At 74.7% G+C, this 14515-nt stretch carries 18 protein-coding genes; 10 read left to right on the top strand and 8 right to left on the bottom strand.

Going from position 1 to position 14515, the window contains the following annotated elements; genetic code table 11:
* Positions 1-19: 19 nt before the first annotated feature.
* The 3 genes from CYAGR_RS11610 to CYAGR_RS11600 are packed head-to-tail and all read left to right on the top strand — an operon-like array spanning position 20 to position 1409.
* Entirely contained in the window at positions 20-295 is a 276-nt protein-coding gene (locus CYAGR_RS11610; RefSeq protein WP_015110011.1) for a MoaD/ThiS family protein, read from the top strand.
* Positions 296-298: 3 nt separating this feature from the next.
* Complete coding sequence (locus CYAGR_RS11605; protein ID WP_015110010.1) at positions 299-784, top strand: molybdopterin synthase catalytic subunit; 486 nt, start codon at positions 299-301, stop codon at positions 782-784.
* Positions 785-827: 43 nt separating this feature from the next.
* Positions 828-1409, top strand: coding sequence for a pyridoxamine 5'-phosphate oxidase family protein (locus tag CYAGR_RS11600; protein WP_015110009.1), 582 nt, complete (start codon positions 828-830; stop codon positions 1407-1409).
* 1 nt (position 1410) lies between these two features.
* Here the strand turns inward: CYAGR_RS11600 and CYAGR_RS11595 are convergent, their stop codons facing one another.
* Genes CYAGR_RS11595 through CYAGR_RS11580 form a run of 4 tightly spaced genes read right to left on the bottom strand, consistent with a single transcriptional unit; the run spans position 1411 to position 4647 of the window.
* On the bottom strand, positions 1411-2667 hold the full coding sequence (locus CYAGR_RS11595) for a molybdopterin molybdotransferase MoeA (protein ID WP_015110008.1): 1257 nt from the start codon (positions 2665-2667) through the stop codon (positions 1411-1413).
* The gene (gene moaC / locus CYAGR_RS11590; protein ID WP_015110007.1) at positions 2660-3175 is read right to left on the bottom strand and encodes a cyclic pyranopterin monophosphate synthase MoaC; all 516 of its coding nucleotides are present in this window, start codon (positions 3173-3175) and stop codon (positions 2660-2662) included. Before moaC ends, CYAGR_RS11595 begins: the two co-directional genes overlap by 8 nt.
* Before the next feature lie 25 nt (positions 3176-3200).
* Positions 3201-4010 (bottom strand): uroporphyrinogen-III C-methyltransferase, encoded by an 810-nt coding sequence (cobA, locus tag CYAGR_RS11585; RefSeq protein WP_015110006.1) that lies wholly within the window; start codon positions 4008-4010, stop codon positions 3201-3203.
* 7 nt (positions 4011-4017) lie between these two features.
* Positions 4018-4647: a CbiX/SirB N-terminal domain-containing protein gene (locus tag CYAGR_RS11580; protein WP_015110005.1), complete on the bottom strand. Its 630-nt coding sequence runs from the start codon at positions 4645-4647 to the stop codon at positions 4018-4020.
* A gap of 40 nt (positions 4648-4687) precedes the next feature.
* Here CYAGR_RS11580 and CYAGR_RS11575 point away from each other — a divergent pair, with 40 nt between their 5' ends.
* Positions 4688-5863, top strand: a complete 1176-nt coding sequence (locus tag CYAGR_RS11575) for an anthranilate phosphoribosyltransferase (protein WP_156818458.1) — start codon at positions 4688-4690, stop codon at positions 5861-5863.
* On the opposite strand, the gene CYAGR_RS11570 is transcribed toward CYAGR_RS11575, so the two are convergent.
* Entirely contained in the window at positions 5808-6566 is a 759-nt protein-coding gene (locus tag CYAGR_RS11570; RefSeq protein WP_015110003.1) for a type 1 glutamine amidotransferase, read from the bottom strand. The genes CYAGR_RS11575 and CYAGR_RS11570 overlap by 56 nt on opposite strands.
* 63 nt (positions 6567-6629) lie before the next feature.
* Between CYAGR_RS11570 and CYAGR_RS18435 the strand changes: the two genes are divergently transcribed.
* The 6 genes from CYAGR_RS18435 (at position 6630) to CYAGR_RS11550 (ending at position 11510) form a co-directional block, all read left to right on the top strand.
* Positions 6630-6791 carry a hypothetical protein gene (locus CYAGR_RS18435; RefSeq protein ID WP_015110002.1) on the top strand — a complete coding sequence of 54 codons (162 nt, stop codon included), beginning with the start codon at positions 6630-6632 and terminating at the stop codon, positions 6789-6791.
* Positions 6792-6794: 3 nt separating this feature from the next.
* On the top strand, positions 6795-7340 hold the full coding sequence (locus tag CYAGR_RS11565) for a DUF924 family protein (RefSeq protein ID WP_015110001.1): 546 nt from the start codon (positions 6795-6797) through the stop codon (positions 7338-7340).
* Positions 7341-7347: 7 nt separating this feature from the next.
* A complete protein-coding gene (locus CYAGR_RS11560; RefSeq protein ID WP_015110000.1) occupies positions 7348-8286 on the top strand; it encodes an oxygenase MpaB family protein in 939 nt (312 codons plus the stop codon).
* A 67-nt stretch (positions 8287-8353) separates the two neighbouring features.
* Complete coding sequence (locus tag CYAGR_RS18430; protein ID WP_015109999.1) at positions 8354-8515, top strand: hypothetical protein; 162 nt, start codon at positions 8354-8356, stop codon at positions 8513-8515.
* Between the two features lie 23 nt (positions 8516-8538).
* Positions 8539-9909, top strand: a complete 1371-nt coding sequence (locus tag CYAGR_RS11555; protein WP_015109998.1) for an APC family permease — start codon at positions 8539-8541, stop codon at positions 9907-9909.
* The gene (locus CYAGR_RS11550) at positions 9906-11510 is read left to right on the top strand and encodes a glycine betaine ABC transporter substrate-binding protein (protein WP_015109997.1); all 1605 of its coding nucleotides are present in this window, start codon (positions 9906-9908) and stop codon (positions 11508-11510) included. The genes CYAGR_RS11555 and CYAGR_RS11550 overlap by 4 nt, the downstream gene beginning before the upstream one ends.
* Here CYAGR_RS11550 and CYAGR_RS11545 read toward each other — a convergent pair.
* Genes CYAGR_RS11545 through CYAGR_RS11535 form a run of 3 tightly spaced genes read right to left on the bottom strand, consistent with a single transcriptional unit; the run spans position 11471 to position 14303 of the window.
* Complete coding sequence (locus CYAGR_RS11545) at positions 11471-11989, bottom strand: universal stress protein (RefSeq protein ID WP_015109996.1); 519 nt, start codon at positions 11987-11989, stop codon at positions 11471-11473. The genes CYAGR_RS11550 and CYAGR_RS11545 overlap by 40 nt on opposite strands.
* 30 nt (positions 11990-12019) lie before the next feature.
* On the bottom strand, positions 12020-12712 hold the full coding sequence (locus CYAGR_RS11540; protein ID WP_015109995.1) for a hypothetical protein: 693 nt from the start codon (positions 12710-12712) through the stop codon (positions 12020-12022).
* Positions 12713-12719: 7 nt separating this feature from the next.
* Positions 12720-14303 carry a ferredoxin--nitrite reductase gene (locus CYAGR_RS11535; protein ID WP_043325795.1) on the bottom strand — a complete coding sequence of 528 codons (1584 nt, stop codon included), beginning with the start codon at positions 14301-14303 and terminating at the stop codon, positions 12720-12722.
* Between the last annotated feature and the right edge of the window lie 212 nt (positions 14304-14515).

Here is a 14515-nt window from a genome sequence, read left to right as displayed (position 1 = left end):
CCCAGCCCAGGGAGACCCCATGACCCAGCAGAGCATTCCCACCGTGCGCGTGCGGCTGTTCGCCGGCCTGCGCGAACGGGCCGGCTGGGGGGAACGGCTCATCCCCCTCGACGCCCAGCGCACCACCGCGGCGGGCCTCTGGCGGCAGCTGGCCCTCGACACCAGCCCCGGAGAGGACAGCGCCGAGCTGCCGGCCGCGGTGCGGGTGGCCATCAACCAGGCCTTCGCCGCCCCGGACAGCCCCCTGGCCCCGGGCGACGAGGTGGCCTTCCTGCCCCCGATCACCGGAGGCTGAACCATGGCCACCACCAGCCCCGTGCGCCCGGCCCCCCCGATCGAGGTGCAGCTCCTGGAGGTCCCCTTCCAGCCGATGGAGAGGCTGGCGGCCTGGCACCGAAGCCTGGCTGCCGAGGGGGCCAACGCCACGGGTTCAGCCGCCGAAAGCCACTTCATCGGCCGCGTGCGCCCCACCAGCGCCGCCGGCGAGCCCCTCGAGGCCCTGGAACTGGAGCACTACCCGGGCATGACCGAGGCCCAGCTGATCCTCCTCGCCGAAGCCAGCGCGGAGCGCCACGGGGCGGGCGCGGTGCTGGTGGCGCACCGGGTGGGGCGGGTGCGGCCGGGGGAGGCCATCGTGCTGGTGGCCGTCCTGGCCGACCGCCGCGGTCCCGCCCTGCGCTGCGTCCAGGAGCTGCTGGAGGATCTCAAGCACCACGCCCCCTTCTGGAAACGGGAGTGGTGCGGCGGCCGCGGCACCTGGGTGGCCGGCAACACGCCGCTGTGACGTCCCCAGCTCCCCACGCCCCCTTCCCTTCGCACTCCGTTCCATGGGCCAGTCCAGCGACGCCCTCACGGCCGACCAGATCACCTTCATCGGCGCCCAGAAGCTCTTCTTCGTCGGCACCGCCACCGCGGACAGCACGGTGAACGTCTCCCCCAAGGGGCGGGATGCGCTGCGGGTGCTCGACGAGCGCCGGGTGATCTGGCTCAACCTCACCGGCAGCGGCAACGAAACCGCCGCCCACGTGCAGGCCTGCCCGCGCATGACCCTGATGGTCTGCGCCTTCGAAGGCCCGCCCCAGATCCTGCGGCTCTACGGCACCGCCCGCACCCTCCAGCGGGGTGAGGCCGGCTGGGAGGCCCTGTTCGGCCACTTTGAGCCCCTGGCCGGCGCCCGCCAGATCTTCGACCTGGCCATCGAACGGGTCCAGACCTCCTGCGGCATGGCGGTGCCCCGCTACAGCTACGGGGGCGACCGCACCGAGCTCGACACCTGGGCCCGCCGCAAGGGCAACGACGGCCTGGAGCGCTACTGGAAGCGCAAGAACCGCCGCAGCATCGACGGCCTCCCCGCCCCGATCCCGGCGCCGATCGCCGCCCCCGGAACGCCGGAGGCCAGCAGCGACTGACTCACAGCAGCGGCAGCCGCAGCAGCTGGGCCCACAGCTCCGTGCCGGCCGCCAGGGCACCGGCCTCGGCGGGGATCTCCAGCAGCAGGTCAGCCCCCTGCAGCGAGCCGATGCGGGAGGAGGCCTGGCTGCCCTCCACCTGCGCCAGCAGGGCCCCGTCGCCGGCCACCGCCAGCCGGGCCCGGGCCAGCTCGGGCCGGCCGGCGCCCCGTTTCAGGGCCGAGGCCAGGCGCACCTTCAGCCGCGGCAGCAGCACCACCTCGCCCCCCTCCAGCTGCTGCAGGGCCGGCCACAGCAACTGCAGGGCCGTGACCGCCGCGGCCACCGGGTTGCCGGGCAGGCCGAAGAAGGGGCAAGACCCCAGCCGGCCGAAGGCGAAGGGCCGGCCGGGCTTGAGGAACAGCTTCCAGAACCCCACCTCCCCCAGCTCGGCCAGAAGGGGGCGGACCCAGTCGCTGTCGCCGGCCGACACCCCGCCGGTGCTCACCACCACATCGCAGCGGTCGGCCAGCTCCCGCAACGCCTGGCGCAGGGCGGCCGGATCGTCGGCCACCACCCGCTGCTCGCTGACGGGGTAGCCCAGCCGCTCCAGCAGGGCCCGCAGCAGGGTGCCGTTGCTCTCCCAGATCTGCCCCGGCCCCCGGGCCGCACCGGCCTCCACGAGCTCATCACCGCTGATCAGCAGCCCCACCCGCGGCTGGACGCTCACCTCCAGGGCCGCCACGCCGCAGCTGGCCAGCCGGCCCAGGGCGGCGGCCCCCAGGCGCACCCCGGCCGGCAGCAGTTCGTCCCCGGCGGCGGCCTCCTCCTCGGGGGCGCGGATCCAGGGGTTGGGGCCCGCCTCTCCGGTGAGCACCAGGCTGTCGGTGCCGGCCGCCTCCCCGAGGGACTCGGGACGCACCAGCTCCTGGGGCAGCACCCGCAGCGCCCCCTCCGGCAGGGGGGCGCCGGTGAGGATCCGGATCGCCTCCCCCTCAGCCAGCACCGCTCCGTAGGGGGCTCCGGGGGCGGAGCGGCCCACCAGCCACCAGCGGCGGCCGGGGCTGGGGGCCTCGGCGTCGGCGATGGCGTAGCCATCCATGATCGAGGCCCGGAATCCCGGCACGGCCTCGGGCGCCCGCACCGGTTCGGCACTCACCCGGCCCAGGCAGCGCGCCAGCGGCAGCCGCTCACGGCCCGTCAGCGGGGTGATCGCCGCCAGCACCCGGCGCCGCGCCTCCTCCAGGGGCAGGCCCTCCCGGGGGAACGGCTCAGCCATCGCTCTCCTCCGCCAGGCCCCGCACGGCAGGGTGCTCCCAGGGGCCCCGGCGCCCCCCCTCCTTGCGCAGCAGCCGCACCGGGCCGATGGTCATGGCCGGATCGGCCGATTTCACCATGTCGTAGAGGGTGAGCAGGCCCACCTGCACCGCCGTCAGGGCCTCCATCTCCACGCCGGTGGCGCCGTTGGTGCGGGCGCTGGCCTCCAGCCGCAGCCCGCTGCCGTCGGCCATCGGCTCGATCCGCACCTCCAGCCCGGTGAGGGCGATCGGATGGCACAGGGGGATCAGCTCCCAGGTGCGCTTGGCGCCCTGGATCGCCGCCACCCGGGCCACCGCCAGCACATCCCCCTTGGCCGCCCGGCCCTCCAGCACAAGGGCCAGCACCTCGGGCGCCATCGTGATGCAGCCCTCGGCCACGGCGCGGCGGTCGCTGGCGGGGCGGTCGCCCACCTCCACCATGTGCACCTGGCCGGCGGCATTGAGGTGGGAAAGGCCGGGCTGGCTCATGCCGGGGCTGGCGGGATCGGCGGCCTCAGAAGGGTATCGGCATCGCCACATCGGCGGGCGACGGGGCGCAGGACGGCACCCGCTCCTGCACCACAGCCCCGACCACGACGATCGAGGGGGAGGCGAAGGCCTCGGCCTCCACCCGGTCGGCCAGAACCTCCAGGGTGGCCACCAGCTGGCGCTGGCCCCGCACGGTGCCCTGCTGGATCACGGCGGCGGGGGTGGTGGGGGCCAGTCCGCCCGCCACCAGCTCGGCAACGATGTGGCGCAGGTTGTGCAGCCCCATGTAGATCACCAGCCCGTCGCTGCTGCGGGCCAGGCCGCGCCAGTCGACACCGGGGCGACGCTTGTCGATCTCCTCGTGGCCGGTCACGAAGGTGACGCTCGATCCCGCCCGCCGGTGGGTGACCGGAATGCCCGCGTAGGCGGGGGCGGCGATGCCGGCCGTCACCCCCGGCACCACCTGCACCGGGATCCCGTGGGCCGCCAGGTGGGCCGCCTCCTCCCCACCGCGGCCGAACAGGAAGGGATCGCCGCCCTTGAGGCGCACGATCAGCCGCCGGCGCCCGGCCAGCTCCCGCAGCACGGCGTTGGTGCTGGGCTGGGGCACCGAATGGTGGCCGCGGCGCTTGCCCACGAAGTGCCGCTCACAGCCCTGGGGCACCAGATCCAGCAGGGCGGTGGGCACCAGGGAGTCGTAAACGAGGGCGTCGCACTGCTGCAGCAGCCGGTGGGCCCGCAGGGTGAGCAGGTCCGGATCCCCCGGGCCCGCCCCCACCAGGTACACAGTCCCGGGGCCGTCATCAACGCGGGGGGCCGGGGTCTCGTCCGTCATGGCTCCGTCATGGCAAGGCCATCAGGGCCTCCAGCACCACGGCCCGGAACCGGGGCCGCTGCAGCAGCGGCCGTCCCAGCGACGGCGGCAGGGCGTCGGTGAGCCGGTTGGCCGCCAGGGCCAGGGGCAGGGCGGGGCCGGGCAGGGGCAGCGGAGCGTCCTCGGGATTGGGGGCACTGTATGGAGTGGCGTGGCAGCGGGCACCGGTGACCGCCTCCAGGTGGGCCAGGAACGCCGCCCCCAGCGGCCCCTCCAGCGGGTGATGCAGCAGCCAGGGCACCGGGCGGCCCTGCAGCGCCGCCAGCTCGGCGGCCAGGGCCCTTTGCCAGGCGGCCCAGGCCCCCAGGAACGGCAGGCGCCGCACCGGCCCGCGCCGGCGGCAGCGCTCGGCGATCCGTGGCACGTCCCGGCGCACATGGCTGCCGGGCAGAAGGAACAGGGGCACCAGCACCAGGGGGGCGGCGGCGCTGCCGCAAGGGGCATCCGGCGGCAGCGCCGCCGTCAGGGCCTCCAGCCCCACCGGAGCCCCGCGCCCCGCCTCCAGCTCCCTGGCCAGGACCTGCAGTTCGGCGGGGATGACGCCACCGGCACGGCCATGCACCACCAACAGAAGGGGGCTTGCGATGATCCCGGGCATGCCCCTCACCCTAGGGATCACCGTAAGGAGGTCGCCGCGCATGTCGACGCCGAGCCCCGGGGGGGAATGGACGGCGCAGAGGCGGCTGGAGCGGGCGGAGGCGCTGGGGGCCGACCGGCGCCGCTTCCGCGAACTGATCGCCGCCCTGGGCAGCGGCGAACGCAGCGGCCGGGCCCTGAGCCGGGCCGAGGCCGGCGAAGCCCTCGACCACCTGCTCGACGGCCGCTGCACGGACGCCCAGGCCGGCGCCTTCCTGATCGCCCATCGCCTGCGTCGCCCGGAGCCCCAGGAGCTGGCCGGCATGCTCGACAGCTACGCACGCCGCGGGCCGCGGCTGGCGACAAGCCAGCGCCGGGTGCTGAGTTTCGGGGTGCCCTTCGATGGCCGCAGCCGCTCGGCGCCGCTGCTGCCCCTGGTGGCCCTGCTGCTGGTGGCGGCGGGGGCCGGCGTGGTGCTGCACGGCGGCGATCCGATGCCGGTGAAGTACGGCCTCACCACGGCCGAAGCCCTGGCCGCCCTCGGCCTCGACCGCCGCGGCCTCCCCTGGGACGCGGTGAACCGCCGCTTCGCCGCGGAGGGGCTGGCCCTCTTGCACCAGCCGGCCCACTTCCCGGCGGCCGAGCGGCTGGTGCCGCTGCGGGAGCAGATCGGCAAGCGCCCGCCGGTCGCCACCCTGGAACTGCTCTGGAGCTGCCACCCCGGGCCCCACCTGCAGGTGAGCGGCTTCGTCCACGCCCCCACCGAGCGGCTGGCCGGCGAGGCCCTCGCCGCCACCGGCCAGGACGAGCTGCTCCTGATCAAGGGGATGGAGGGGGGCGTGGAGCTGCCCACCAACCGGGTGGCGATCGCCTCCCACCGGCAGGGGGGAGCGGCGGGTGAGGCCGAGCGGCTGATCCTGCGGGCCCGCGACCATGGCCTGGGGGCGCCCGAAGTGCCGCTGGAAAGCCTGGCCCAGTGGCGGGACCAGGCCCGGGAGGCCCTGGCCGGATCCGGACCGCTGCGGCCCGGGCTGATCTGGAACGGCGGCTTCCTGCTCTGGCGCGCCGGAATCAGCGACAGCCTCCAGGCGGGGCTGACCCTTGCGGAGCGGCTGCTGGAGGATGGGGCGGTGGAGGACCGGCGCCGCCAGCTGGCCGACGCCCTGGCGGGCGAGCTGGCCCTCAGATCAGGGGATACCCCCCCAGCAGGGCACCCACCCGATCCAGCAGGTTGTTGATCAGCCGGCGCCCCTGGCGCTCCCCCTCCTCCCCCCAGCGCTCCCGGCCGGCCCTGATCTGCTCCACTCCGTCGGGTCCGAGGGCCTGGCGCACGTAGTCGCCGTCCTCCTCGAGCCAGACCTCCAGGGCGGCGTCCGTCACCTCCACGTGGAACTGGAGCCCGTGGGCGTGGTGCCCGATGCGGAACATCTGCTCGGCGCAGAGCGGCGTCGAGCCCAGCAGGACGGCGGTGGCGGGGAGCCGGATCCGGTCGCCGTGCCAGTGCAGCGCCGGCAGGCCCACCCCGAGTCCGGTGAGCACCGGTTCCTGATCCTCGGACCGTATCCAGTCCACCGGCCCCCAGCCCACTTCGTAGGCCCGCACCGGCGGGTCCCCCGCCGTCAGCGGCACCACCTGGCCACCGGCGGCGAAGGCCAGCAGCTGGGCCCCCAGGCACAGCCCCACCACCGGGCGCTCGCACTCCAGGCACTCCCGCAGCAGGGCCACCTCCGCCGCCAGCCAGGGGAAGGACGGCGATCCGATGTCGCCCACCCCCATCGGTCCCCCCAGCACCAGCAGGGCCTGGTCGGGCCCGAGCCGGGGCATCGGCTCCCCCCGGTCGGGCCGGCAGACCGTCACTGTCCAGCCCCGGCGTCGGGCCTCCTCGCCGAACCGGCCCGGACCTTCCCGCTCCAGGTGCTGGAGCACCACCAGGTGGGTCATGGGTGGGCGGGACGGCGATGGGAGCCCCAGCATGGGGGAGTCCGCCGCTCCGGGCCAGGTTCCATGGGCAGCGATCCCAGCCTCCGCCAGCTGCTGACGCTGGTGATCGGGTCGATCGGACTGGGCTCCCTGCTCGATGGCCGGAAGCAGGCCCATGCGGTGGCCCTGGGCTGCGGAGTGCGGCTGATGGTGCTTCCATTTCTCCTGCACCGATTCCTCGTCTGAGCCATGCCGACGCCGCAGGAGGTGCTGTGCTTCTGGTTCGAGGAAACGCCCCCCTCCGCCTGGTTCCGGCCCGGTGGCGACCGCGACCGGATCGTGCAGGAACGGTTCGCGGCCCTCACCGACCAGGCCCTGGCCGGGGGCCTGGCCGCCTGGGGCGAGCGCGCCGACGACGCCCTGGCCCTGCTGCTGGTGCTCGACCAGTTCCCGCGGCAGATCTGGCGCGACCAGGCCCGCGCCTTCGCCGGGGACGGGCAGGCCCTGGCGCTGACGCTGCGGGCCGTGGAGGCCGGCTGGGTGGAGGCGGAAGCGGCCCCGGAACGGCGGCCGTTCTGGCTGATGCCCCTGATGCACAGCGAGGATCTGGCGGTGCAGGAGCTGGGCCTGCCCCTGTTCGAGCGCCTCACCGACGCCCGCACCGCGGACTTCGCCCGCCGCCACCAGGCGGTGATCGCCCGCTTCGGCCGCTTCCCCCATCGCAACCAGGCCCTGGGGCGGCCGAGCAGCCCTGAGGAGCAGGCGTTCCTGCTGCAGCCCGGTTCCCGCTTCTGAGTCCCCGATGAACGATCCCTTTGATCCCGGCGACGCCCCGGCCGCCGGCACCACGGCCGACGCCGCAGCAACCGCCGACGCCGCCGCGAGCCTGCGGGCCGCCGAAGCCACCGCCCACCGGCTGGCCGGCGAGCTGTTTCCCTGGGACCTCACCCGGGCCCTGGAGCTGGCCCTGCTCAAGACCTTCTGTGTGCCCTCCATCTCCGGGCTGCTGTCCCGCACCGGCGAATTCGAGCAGCGGCCCCGCAAGCGCTACGACGACACCGGGCTGATGGTGGCCGAACTGCTGCGCCATGGGCTGGACAGCCCGGCCGGGGCGGCGGTGATCGACCGTATGAACCGCATCCACGGTCACTACGCGATCGGCAACGACGATTTCCTCTACGTGCTCTCCACCTTCGTGGCCGAGCCGATCCGCTGGCTGGCGCGCTACGGCTGGCGGCCCCTGACCCCCCAGGAGCAGGAGCACCTGTTCCGCTTCTGGCGCGGGGTGGGCGAGCGGATGGGGATCACGGACCTGCCGGACACCCTGGGGGACCTGCTGGCGCTGAACGAACGGGTGGAGCGGGAGGCCTTCGCCCCGGCGGCCACCAACCGGCGCATCGCCGACGCCACCCTGGCCATGCTCCTGGCCGACTGCCCCGCCCCCCTGCACCCCGCGCTGCGGTGGGGTCTGCTGGGCCTGCTCGACCGCCAGACCTGCGCGGCTCTCGGCTGGAGCGCGGCGCCCGACGGGCTGCAGGCGCTGGTGCTGCAGGTCCTGCGGGCCCGCAGCCGGGCCGCGGCCCTGGTGGCCGGCGTCCGTGCCCGCCTGGGCAGGCCCGCCCCCGCCCGCTTCTATTCCCAGCGCCCCACCCCGAGCTACGGCGCCACGTTCCGCCTCGAGCAGCTGGGCCCACCGCCGCTGCTGGACGCGCTGGCGCCGCCCCCTTCCGAGGGGCCCTGAGCTCCCCAGGGCTGCCCGCCCCACCGGCCCTGGCTAAGCAGGAGGTACCGCCCCCCTCCCGCCAGCCATGGCCGCCCCCTTCCAGTCCCCCCACTTCGCCGTCGTGCGCACGGAGGATGGCTGGATCCTCGAGGCCCGCGTCACCAAGGATCTGGAGGGCGACTGGCTGCTCAGCCGCCACGAGCTGGAGGAGCTGCACGGGCTGCTGGAACGGGTGATCGCCTCCTGACCCGCCCCGCTCCCCCCGATCCGGTGGCCCCGGACCAGGCCGCGACCGCCCAGACCCCGGGCCGCCTGCTCAGTGTGCTGGGGGTGAGCTTCGGCATCGCCGGGGCGGTGGGGGGCACCATCGGCGCCGGCATCCTGCGCACGCCCGGCCTGGTGGCGGCCCAGCTGGGCAGCGGCCCCTGGGTGGTGGCGGCCTGGCTGGCCGGCGGTCTCTACGCCCTGCTCGGTGCCAACGCCGTGGCGGAGCTGGGGGCCAGCCTGCCCCTGGCCGGCGGCTGGTACGTCTACGCCCGGCGCTGCTTCGGGGATGCCGCCGGCTTCACCGTGGGCTGGATGGACTGGATCGGCCACTGCACCGGCATCGCCTGGGTGGCGGTCACCATCGGGGAGTACGCGGCCTTCCTGCTGCCGGGACTGGAGCCCCACGGAAAGCTGGTGGGGCTGGCGGTGCTGCTGCTGTTCACCCTGATCCAGCTGCTGGGGGTGGAGGCGGGCAGCGGCAGCCAGAAGCTGCTGAGCCTGGCCAAGGCGGTCGCCTTCCTGGCGGTCGTGGCGGCCTGCGTCCTGCTGGGCGGCCCCGACACCCGGGCCGCCGCCGCCGCGGCGATCCCGGCGACGGCCCTGGCCACCCCGGCGGGCTGGACGGGCCTGGCGGTGGCGCTGGTGTTCTCCCTGCAGGCGATCATCACCACCTACGACGGCTGGCACAGCCCCATCTACTTCTCCGAGGAGTTCAGCGAACCCCAGGAGGACCTGCCCCGCTCCCTGATCGGCGGGGTGCTGGCCGTGATCGCCATTTACACCCTGTTCAACCTGGCCCTGCTGCGGGTGCTGCCCCTGAAGGTGATCGCCGTCTCCAGCCTGCCGGTGGCCGATGCGGCCGCCCTGCTGTTCGGCGCCTTCGGCGGCCAGGCGATCACCGTGCTGGCGCTGCTGTCCCTGGCGGGGCTGATCAACGCCTCGATCATGGGCGCCCCGCGCATCCTCTACGGCCTCAGCCGCGACCGCCTGTTCAGCCCCCTGGTCGACCGGGTGAACCGGGGCGGCACCCCCACCGTGGCGCTGGTGCTCACCAGCCTGGCGTCGGCCCTGCTGGTGCTCGGCGGGGACTTCACCATCCTGCTGGGGCTGGCGGCCTTCCTGTACGTGAGCCTCTACCTGGTGGGGATCGTCTGCCTGTTCGTGCTGCGGTTCAAGGAGCCGGAACGGCCGCGGCCCTACCGGGCCTGGGGCCACCCCTGGAGCACCGCGATCGTGCTGGTGGGCTCCATCGCCTTCCTCGTCGGCGCCTTGCGCAACGACACCGCCAACAGCGGCTGGGCCCTGCTCCTCATCGGCGGGGGCGTGCCGGTGTTCCAGGCCACCCGGGCCCTGACGCCGGCCGAGGCGCCATGACCTCCCGGTGGCCCCCCGCCTGGTGGGACGGCGCCCTGGCCGGGGAGATCCTGCAACGCAGCGGTGAGCACCTGCTGCTGGTGGGCAGCGCCATCGGCCTGGCCCTGGCGATCAGCCTGCCGCTGGGCCTCTGGATCAGCCGCCGGCCCCGCTGGGCCGGGCCGGTGCTGGCCCTGGCCAGCACGGTGCAGACGGTGCCGAGCCTGGCGATCTTCGGCCTGCTGCTCACCGTGCCGCTGCTGGGGGGCATCGGCACCACCCCGGCGATCGTGGCCCTCACCCTCTACGCCCTCCTGCCCCTGCTGCGGGGGCTGGTCACCGGCCTGGCCCAGGTGCCCCCGGGGCTGAAGCAGGCGGGCCGGGCCCTGGGTCTCAGCGGCCGCCAGGTGCTGCTGCACGTCGAGCTGCCCCTGGCCCTGCCCACCCTGATGGCGGGCCTCCGCGTGGCCACGGTGATCGGCGTGGGGGTGGCCACCATCGCCGCCGCCATCGGCGCCGGCGGCCTGGGGGTGTTCATCTTCCGGGGCATCGCCACGGTGAACAACGGCCTGATCCTGGCGGGGGCGCTGCCGGCCGCCGCCATCGCCCTGCTCGCCGATGGCGGCCTGGGGCTGCTGGAGCGGCGGCTGGCCCGGCGCCCCACCGGGACCAGCTCCCCCGGCCGGCGGCGGGTGCTGCGGCTCGCCTGGGGCCTGGCGGGCCTCGCCCTGGGAGCCGTGCTGGCCCTGAAGCTGCTGCCGCCCGCCGGCGCCGGCACGGTGCGGATCGGCAGCAAGAGCTTCACCGAGCAGCTGATCCTGGGCGAACTGCTGGCCCAGCAGATCGAGTCCTCCACGCCGTTGAACGTGAAGCGGGACTTCGGCCTGGGGGGCACCGGCCTGATCCATGCCGCCGTGCGCAGCGGCCGCATCGACGGCTACGTGGAATACACCGGCACCGCCTGGACCACGCTTCTTGGCCAGCCGCCGCCGCCACCGGAGACGCCGGATCCGGCGCGGGAGGTGTTCGCGCAGACCCGCCGGCTCTACGCCGAGCGTTTCGGGCTCACCGTGTTCCCCTCCCTGGGCTTCGAGAACAGCTTCGCGATCCTGGTGCGCCGCGCCGAGGCCAGGCGGCTGGGGATCGCCACGATCAGCGAGGCGGCCCCCCACACCCCCGGCTGGCGGGCGGGCTTCGGCTACGAATTCCTCAACCGCCCCGATGGCTTCGCCGGCCTGGCCCGCCGCTACGGGCTGCGCTTCGCCCAGCCGCCCGAGGCCATGGATCTCGGCCTCACCTACCGGGCCCTGGCCGAGGGGCGCGTCGACCTGATCGCCGGCGACACCACCAACGGCCTGATCCCCGCCCTCGACCTGCAGCAGCTGCAGGATGACCGCCATTACTTCCCCCCCTACGACGCGGTGCCCGTGTTCCACACCGCCACCCTGCGGCGGCGCCCGGAGCTGGTGCCCGTGATCGAGGGGCTGGCCGGCCGCATCCCCGCCGCCACCATGCAGCGCCTCAATGCCCAGGTTGACCTCGACGGTCTGGACGTGGCCGAGGTGGTGCGCCGCTGGCGCCTTCAGCAGGCCGGCGTGGCCGGGGCCGAGGGCGCCTCCTGACCATGGCCGGCGGCGGGCCCGGGGCGGCGGAACACCAGCACCGGCAGCTCGGTGTGGGTCAGCACCCGCTGGGTCTCGCTGCCCAGCAGCAGCCCGGCGAGGCCGCGGCGGCCGTGGGAGGCCATGAAGATCAGGTCGCAGCCGTGGCGGGTGGCGGCGTCGATGATCGCCTCGTAGACGACCGGATGCTCACCGACGGCGGTGTCGCAGGGGACCCCGGCCTCCTCGGCGAGGGCCCTGGCCCGCCCCAGCAGTTCGTCGGCATAGACCCGCTCCGCCTGGCTGAACTGCTCCACCACGGCCGGATCCAGCAGCACCGGATCGCCGTAGAGGGAGCCCTGGGGCGGCATCGCCAGGTTGGCGAGCACGTGCAGGAAAGTGATGGTCGCCCCGGATTCGCGGGCGAAGCTCACCGCCCGGCGAATCGTGCCGTCGGAGAGATCGGAGCCATCGGTGGGCACCAGCAGGTGACGGAACATCGGCCTCGCCTCAAGCGCGCTGGGGTGCGGTCATGATCGCCCGGCCGCCAGACGCCGCTCCACCCGCCGCGCCAGCTCCGGGGCCAGGCGGCAGCGATCCAGGGCGGCCAGGTCCTGGCCTCCCCCGGGCAGACGGGCCAGCAGGTCCACGGCCGTGGCGGCCAGGGTCGGGTCCAGATCCCCCACCAGCGCGATGAGCACCTGCCGCAGGGGGAGCAGCGGCCAGGCCCCGAGCCCCACGGCCAGGCCCTCCAGTGCGGCCCGTCGCTGCTGCAGCGGCAACGGCGCCAGCGCCCGCTCCCGCAGCAGCACGAAATCGTCCGGCTGGCGCTGATGGCCCAGAAGGGGCAGCAGGAGCGCAGCCCGTGCCCCTGCGGCGGAGCCGTCGGCGAGGGCGGCGGCGGTCGGGGCCAGGGCCTGCCGCAGCAGGGTGCGGCAGCGGGGGTGGCGGTGGCGGCCGATCACCGCCAGCAGGGCCGGGTCGGCGGCGGGCTGGGCCAGCCACCAGGCCAGCAGCCGCGCCGCCGCCGGGCCGTCGAGCCGCTCCGCCAGGGCGGCGAGCAGGTCGGAGTCGGGCCGCAGCCATCCCGCCTCCACCGCCTGCAGCCAGGGCTCCAGGTCAAGGTCCCGAGCCCGCCGCAGGCCCTGCAGCCAGGGCCAGCGTTCGGGGCTGCCGCCGGCCGGCAGCTGCCGGGGATCCCACGGGGCGCGGGCGGCCGTCACGGGGCACTCACGGCGCGGGCCGCCGCCGGGCACCGAAGCGCTCCACCAGCAACCCTTCCAGCACGTCAGCGAGCTCGGAGAGGGGCACGGCCTTCCCATGCAGCTCAGCCAACTTCGGGTCCTGATCCAGGCGGCCCCCCAGGAAGATCTTGGCCGCCTCCACCATCTGGCCGTCCTGGCGGGCCTTGGCCCCCATCAGGCCGATCTGGCCCATGTAGGGCTGGCCGCAGGCGTTGGGGCAGCCGGTCCAGTGGCTGCGCACGGCCTCGGGCAGCTCCAGGCGCCGCTCCAGTTCGTCGATCACCGTCTGGGCGGTGCGCTTGGTGGGGATCAGGGCGAAGCTGCAGTACCGGCTGCCGGTGCAGCTCACCGCTTCGGCCTGGAGGGCGCCGGGCTCCAGGCGGAACCGTGCCAGCAGGGGTTCGGACTCCAGGGCCGCCAGGCGATCGGCCGGCACGTTCACGATCAGCACGTTCTGGGCCTCGGTGAGGCGCAGCTCACCGCTGCCGTAGGTGCGGGCCAGGCGGGCCAGCTCCAGCATCGAAGCGGCATCGAGCCGCCCCATCGGCACGTGCAACCCCGCCCAGTGGAGGCCCGCCTGCTTCTGAGCCTGGAGCCCCAGCCCATCGCGGGGGGACCGCACCACCAGATGGCGGCCGTCGTGGGTCAGCGGAACCTCCGCTGCCTCCCCGGCCAGCTCCCGGTAGGCCGCCACCACCGCATCGCGATAGGCCGCCAGCCCCAGGCCATCCACCAGATACATCAACCGGCTCTTGTTGCGCTGGACCCGGTTGCCGTGGGCGTCGTAGTGCCGCAGCAGGGCCAGGGTGAAGTCAGGCAGCTGGTCGGGCCGCAGCCACAGGCCGAGGGGCACGGCCAGTTCGTTGCGCTGGGCCGAGAAGAAGCCGCCCACCATCACCGTGAAACCCAGCGGCGCGGCCGGATCCTGGGGATGGGGCGCCGGCAGGAAGGCGAGGTCGTTGTGGAGCAGGAAGCTGTCGGGGGCCCCGCCCACCGCCACATTGAACTTGCGCGGCAGGTTGCGGGGGCCGTCGTCGGCGAGCAGGCGGGCCTGGATCGCCGCCACCAGCGGCCGGGTGTCGATCAGCTCCTCCGGGTCGAGGCCGGCCAGGGGGTTGCCGGTGATGTTGCGGGGGTTGTCGTGGCCCGACTGGCGGCTGGTGAGCCCGACCCGCTCCATCCCCTCCAGCAGGGGGGGCATGTCCTCCAGCAGCAGGCCGCGCAGCTGCAGGTTCTGGCGGGTGGTGATGTCGGCGCTGCCGTGCTCGCCGCAACGGTCGACGGCGTCAGCCAGCAGCTCCAGCTGCTCGGCACGGAGGACGCCGTTGGGCAGCCGCAGCCGCACCATGAAGCGGCCGGGGGTGACGGGACGGAAGAAGATCCCCAGCCACTTGAGGCGGATCGTCAGGGTGGCCTCATCGAGGGACTCCCAGCCCGCCGCGGCCAGTTCCGCCAGCCTGGGGGCCAGCTCCAGGCCGCAGAGCTCCGCCTTGGCCCGTTCGACCTTGCTGAGGCCCGCCGGCGGCAGGGCGGACGTGTCGGTGTCGACGCTGGTGTCGGTGCTGTTCATGCGAAAGCGGCGGTCCGCATGGCCAGCCATGCGGCGGAGTCCTGCCAGGCAGGTGGGCGGAAGCTGAGGCTCGGGGGTGCCTCGGAGGTGCTTCGGGGGAGCGCGTCTCAAGCCGGTCCGGCGAGACGGGAGCCCGGGACGCCGATGAGAGCTGCGTCGTCCGGAAAGATCGTTGTGTCGGGGAGCGCCGGGGAAAGCTGCGCGAACCCACT

Origin of the sequence: Cyanobium gracile PCC 6307 (assembly GCF_000316515.1) — a bacterium.
Lineage (GTDB): Bacteria > Cyanobacteriota > Cyanobacteriia > PCC-6307 > Cyanobiaceae > Cyanobium > Cyanobium gracile.
This window is presented reverse-complemented; position numbering and strand designations above follow the sequence as displayed.

Bases quoted from the DNA above. Each gene is read 5' to 3' on its own strand.
- CYAGR_RS11610 (WP_015110011.1), top strand. From the start codon at position 20: ATGACCCAGCAGAGCATTCCCACCGTGCGCGTGCGGCTGTTCGCCGGC.
- CYAGR_RS11605 (WP_015110010.1), top strand. From the start codon at position 299: ATGGCCACCACCAGCCCCGTGCGCCCGGCCCCCCCGATCGAGGTGCAG.
- CYAGR_RS11600 (WP_015110009.1), top strand. From the start codon at position 828: ATGGGCCAGTCCAGCGACGCCCTCACGGCCGACCAGATCACCTTCATC.
- CYAGR_RS11595 (WP_015110008.1), bottom strand. From the start codon at position 2,667: ATGGCTGAGCCGTTCCCCCGGGAGGGCCTGCCCCTGGAGGAGGCGCGG.
- moaC (WP_015110007.1), bottom strand. From the start codon at position 3,175: ATGAGCCAGCCCGGCCTTTCCCACCTCAATGCCGCCGGCCAGGTGCAC.
- cobA (WP_015110006.1), bottom strand. From the start codon at position 4,010: ATGACGGACGAGACCCCGGCCCCCCGCGTTGATGACGGCCCCGGGACT.
- CYAGR_RS11580 (WP_015110005.1), bottom strand. From the start codon at position 4,647: ATGCCCGGGATCATCGCAAGCCCCCTTCTGTTGGTGGTGCATGGCCGT.
- CYAGR_RS11575 (WP_156818458.1), top strand. From the start codon at position 4,688: ATGTCGACGCCGAGCCCCGGGGGGGAATGGACGGCGCAGAGGCGGCTG.
- CYAGR_RS11570 (WP_015110003.1), bottom strand. From the start codon at position 6,566: ATGACCCACCTGGTGGTGCTCCAGCACCTGGAGCGGGAAGGTCCGGGC.
- CYAGR_RS18435 (WP_015110002.1), top strand. From the start codon at position 6,630: ATGGGCAGCGATCCCAGCCTCCGCCAGCTGCTGACGCTGGTGATCGGG.
- CYAGR_RS11565 (WP_015110001.1), top strand. From the start codon at position 6,795: ATGCCGACGCCGCAGGAGGTGCTGTGCTTCTGGTTCGAGGAAACGCCC.
- CYAGR_RS11560 (WP_015110000.1), top strand. From the start codon at position 7,348: ATGAACGATCCCTTTGATCCCGGCGACGCCCCGGCCGCCGGCACCACG.
- CYAGR_RS18430 (WP_015109999.1), top strand. From the start codon at position 8,354: ATGGCCGCCCCCTTCCAGTCCCCCCACTTCGCCGTCGTGCGCACGGAG.
- CYAGR_RS11550 (WP_015109997.1), top strand. From the start codon at position 9,906: ATGACCTCCCGGTGGCCCCCCGCCTGGTGGGACGGCGCCCTGGCCGGG.
- CYAGR_RS11545 (WP_015109996.1), bottom strand. From the start codon at position 11,989: ATGTTCCGTCACCTGCTGGTGCCCACCGATGGCTCCGATCTCTCCGAC.
- CYAGR_RS11535 (WP_043325795.1), bottom strand. From the start codon at position 14,303: ATGAACAGCACCGACACCAGCGTCGACACCGACACGTCCGCCCTGCCG.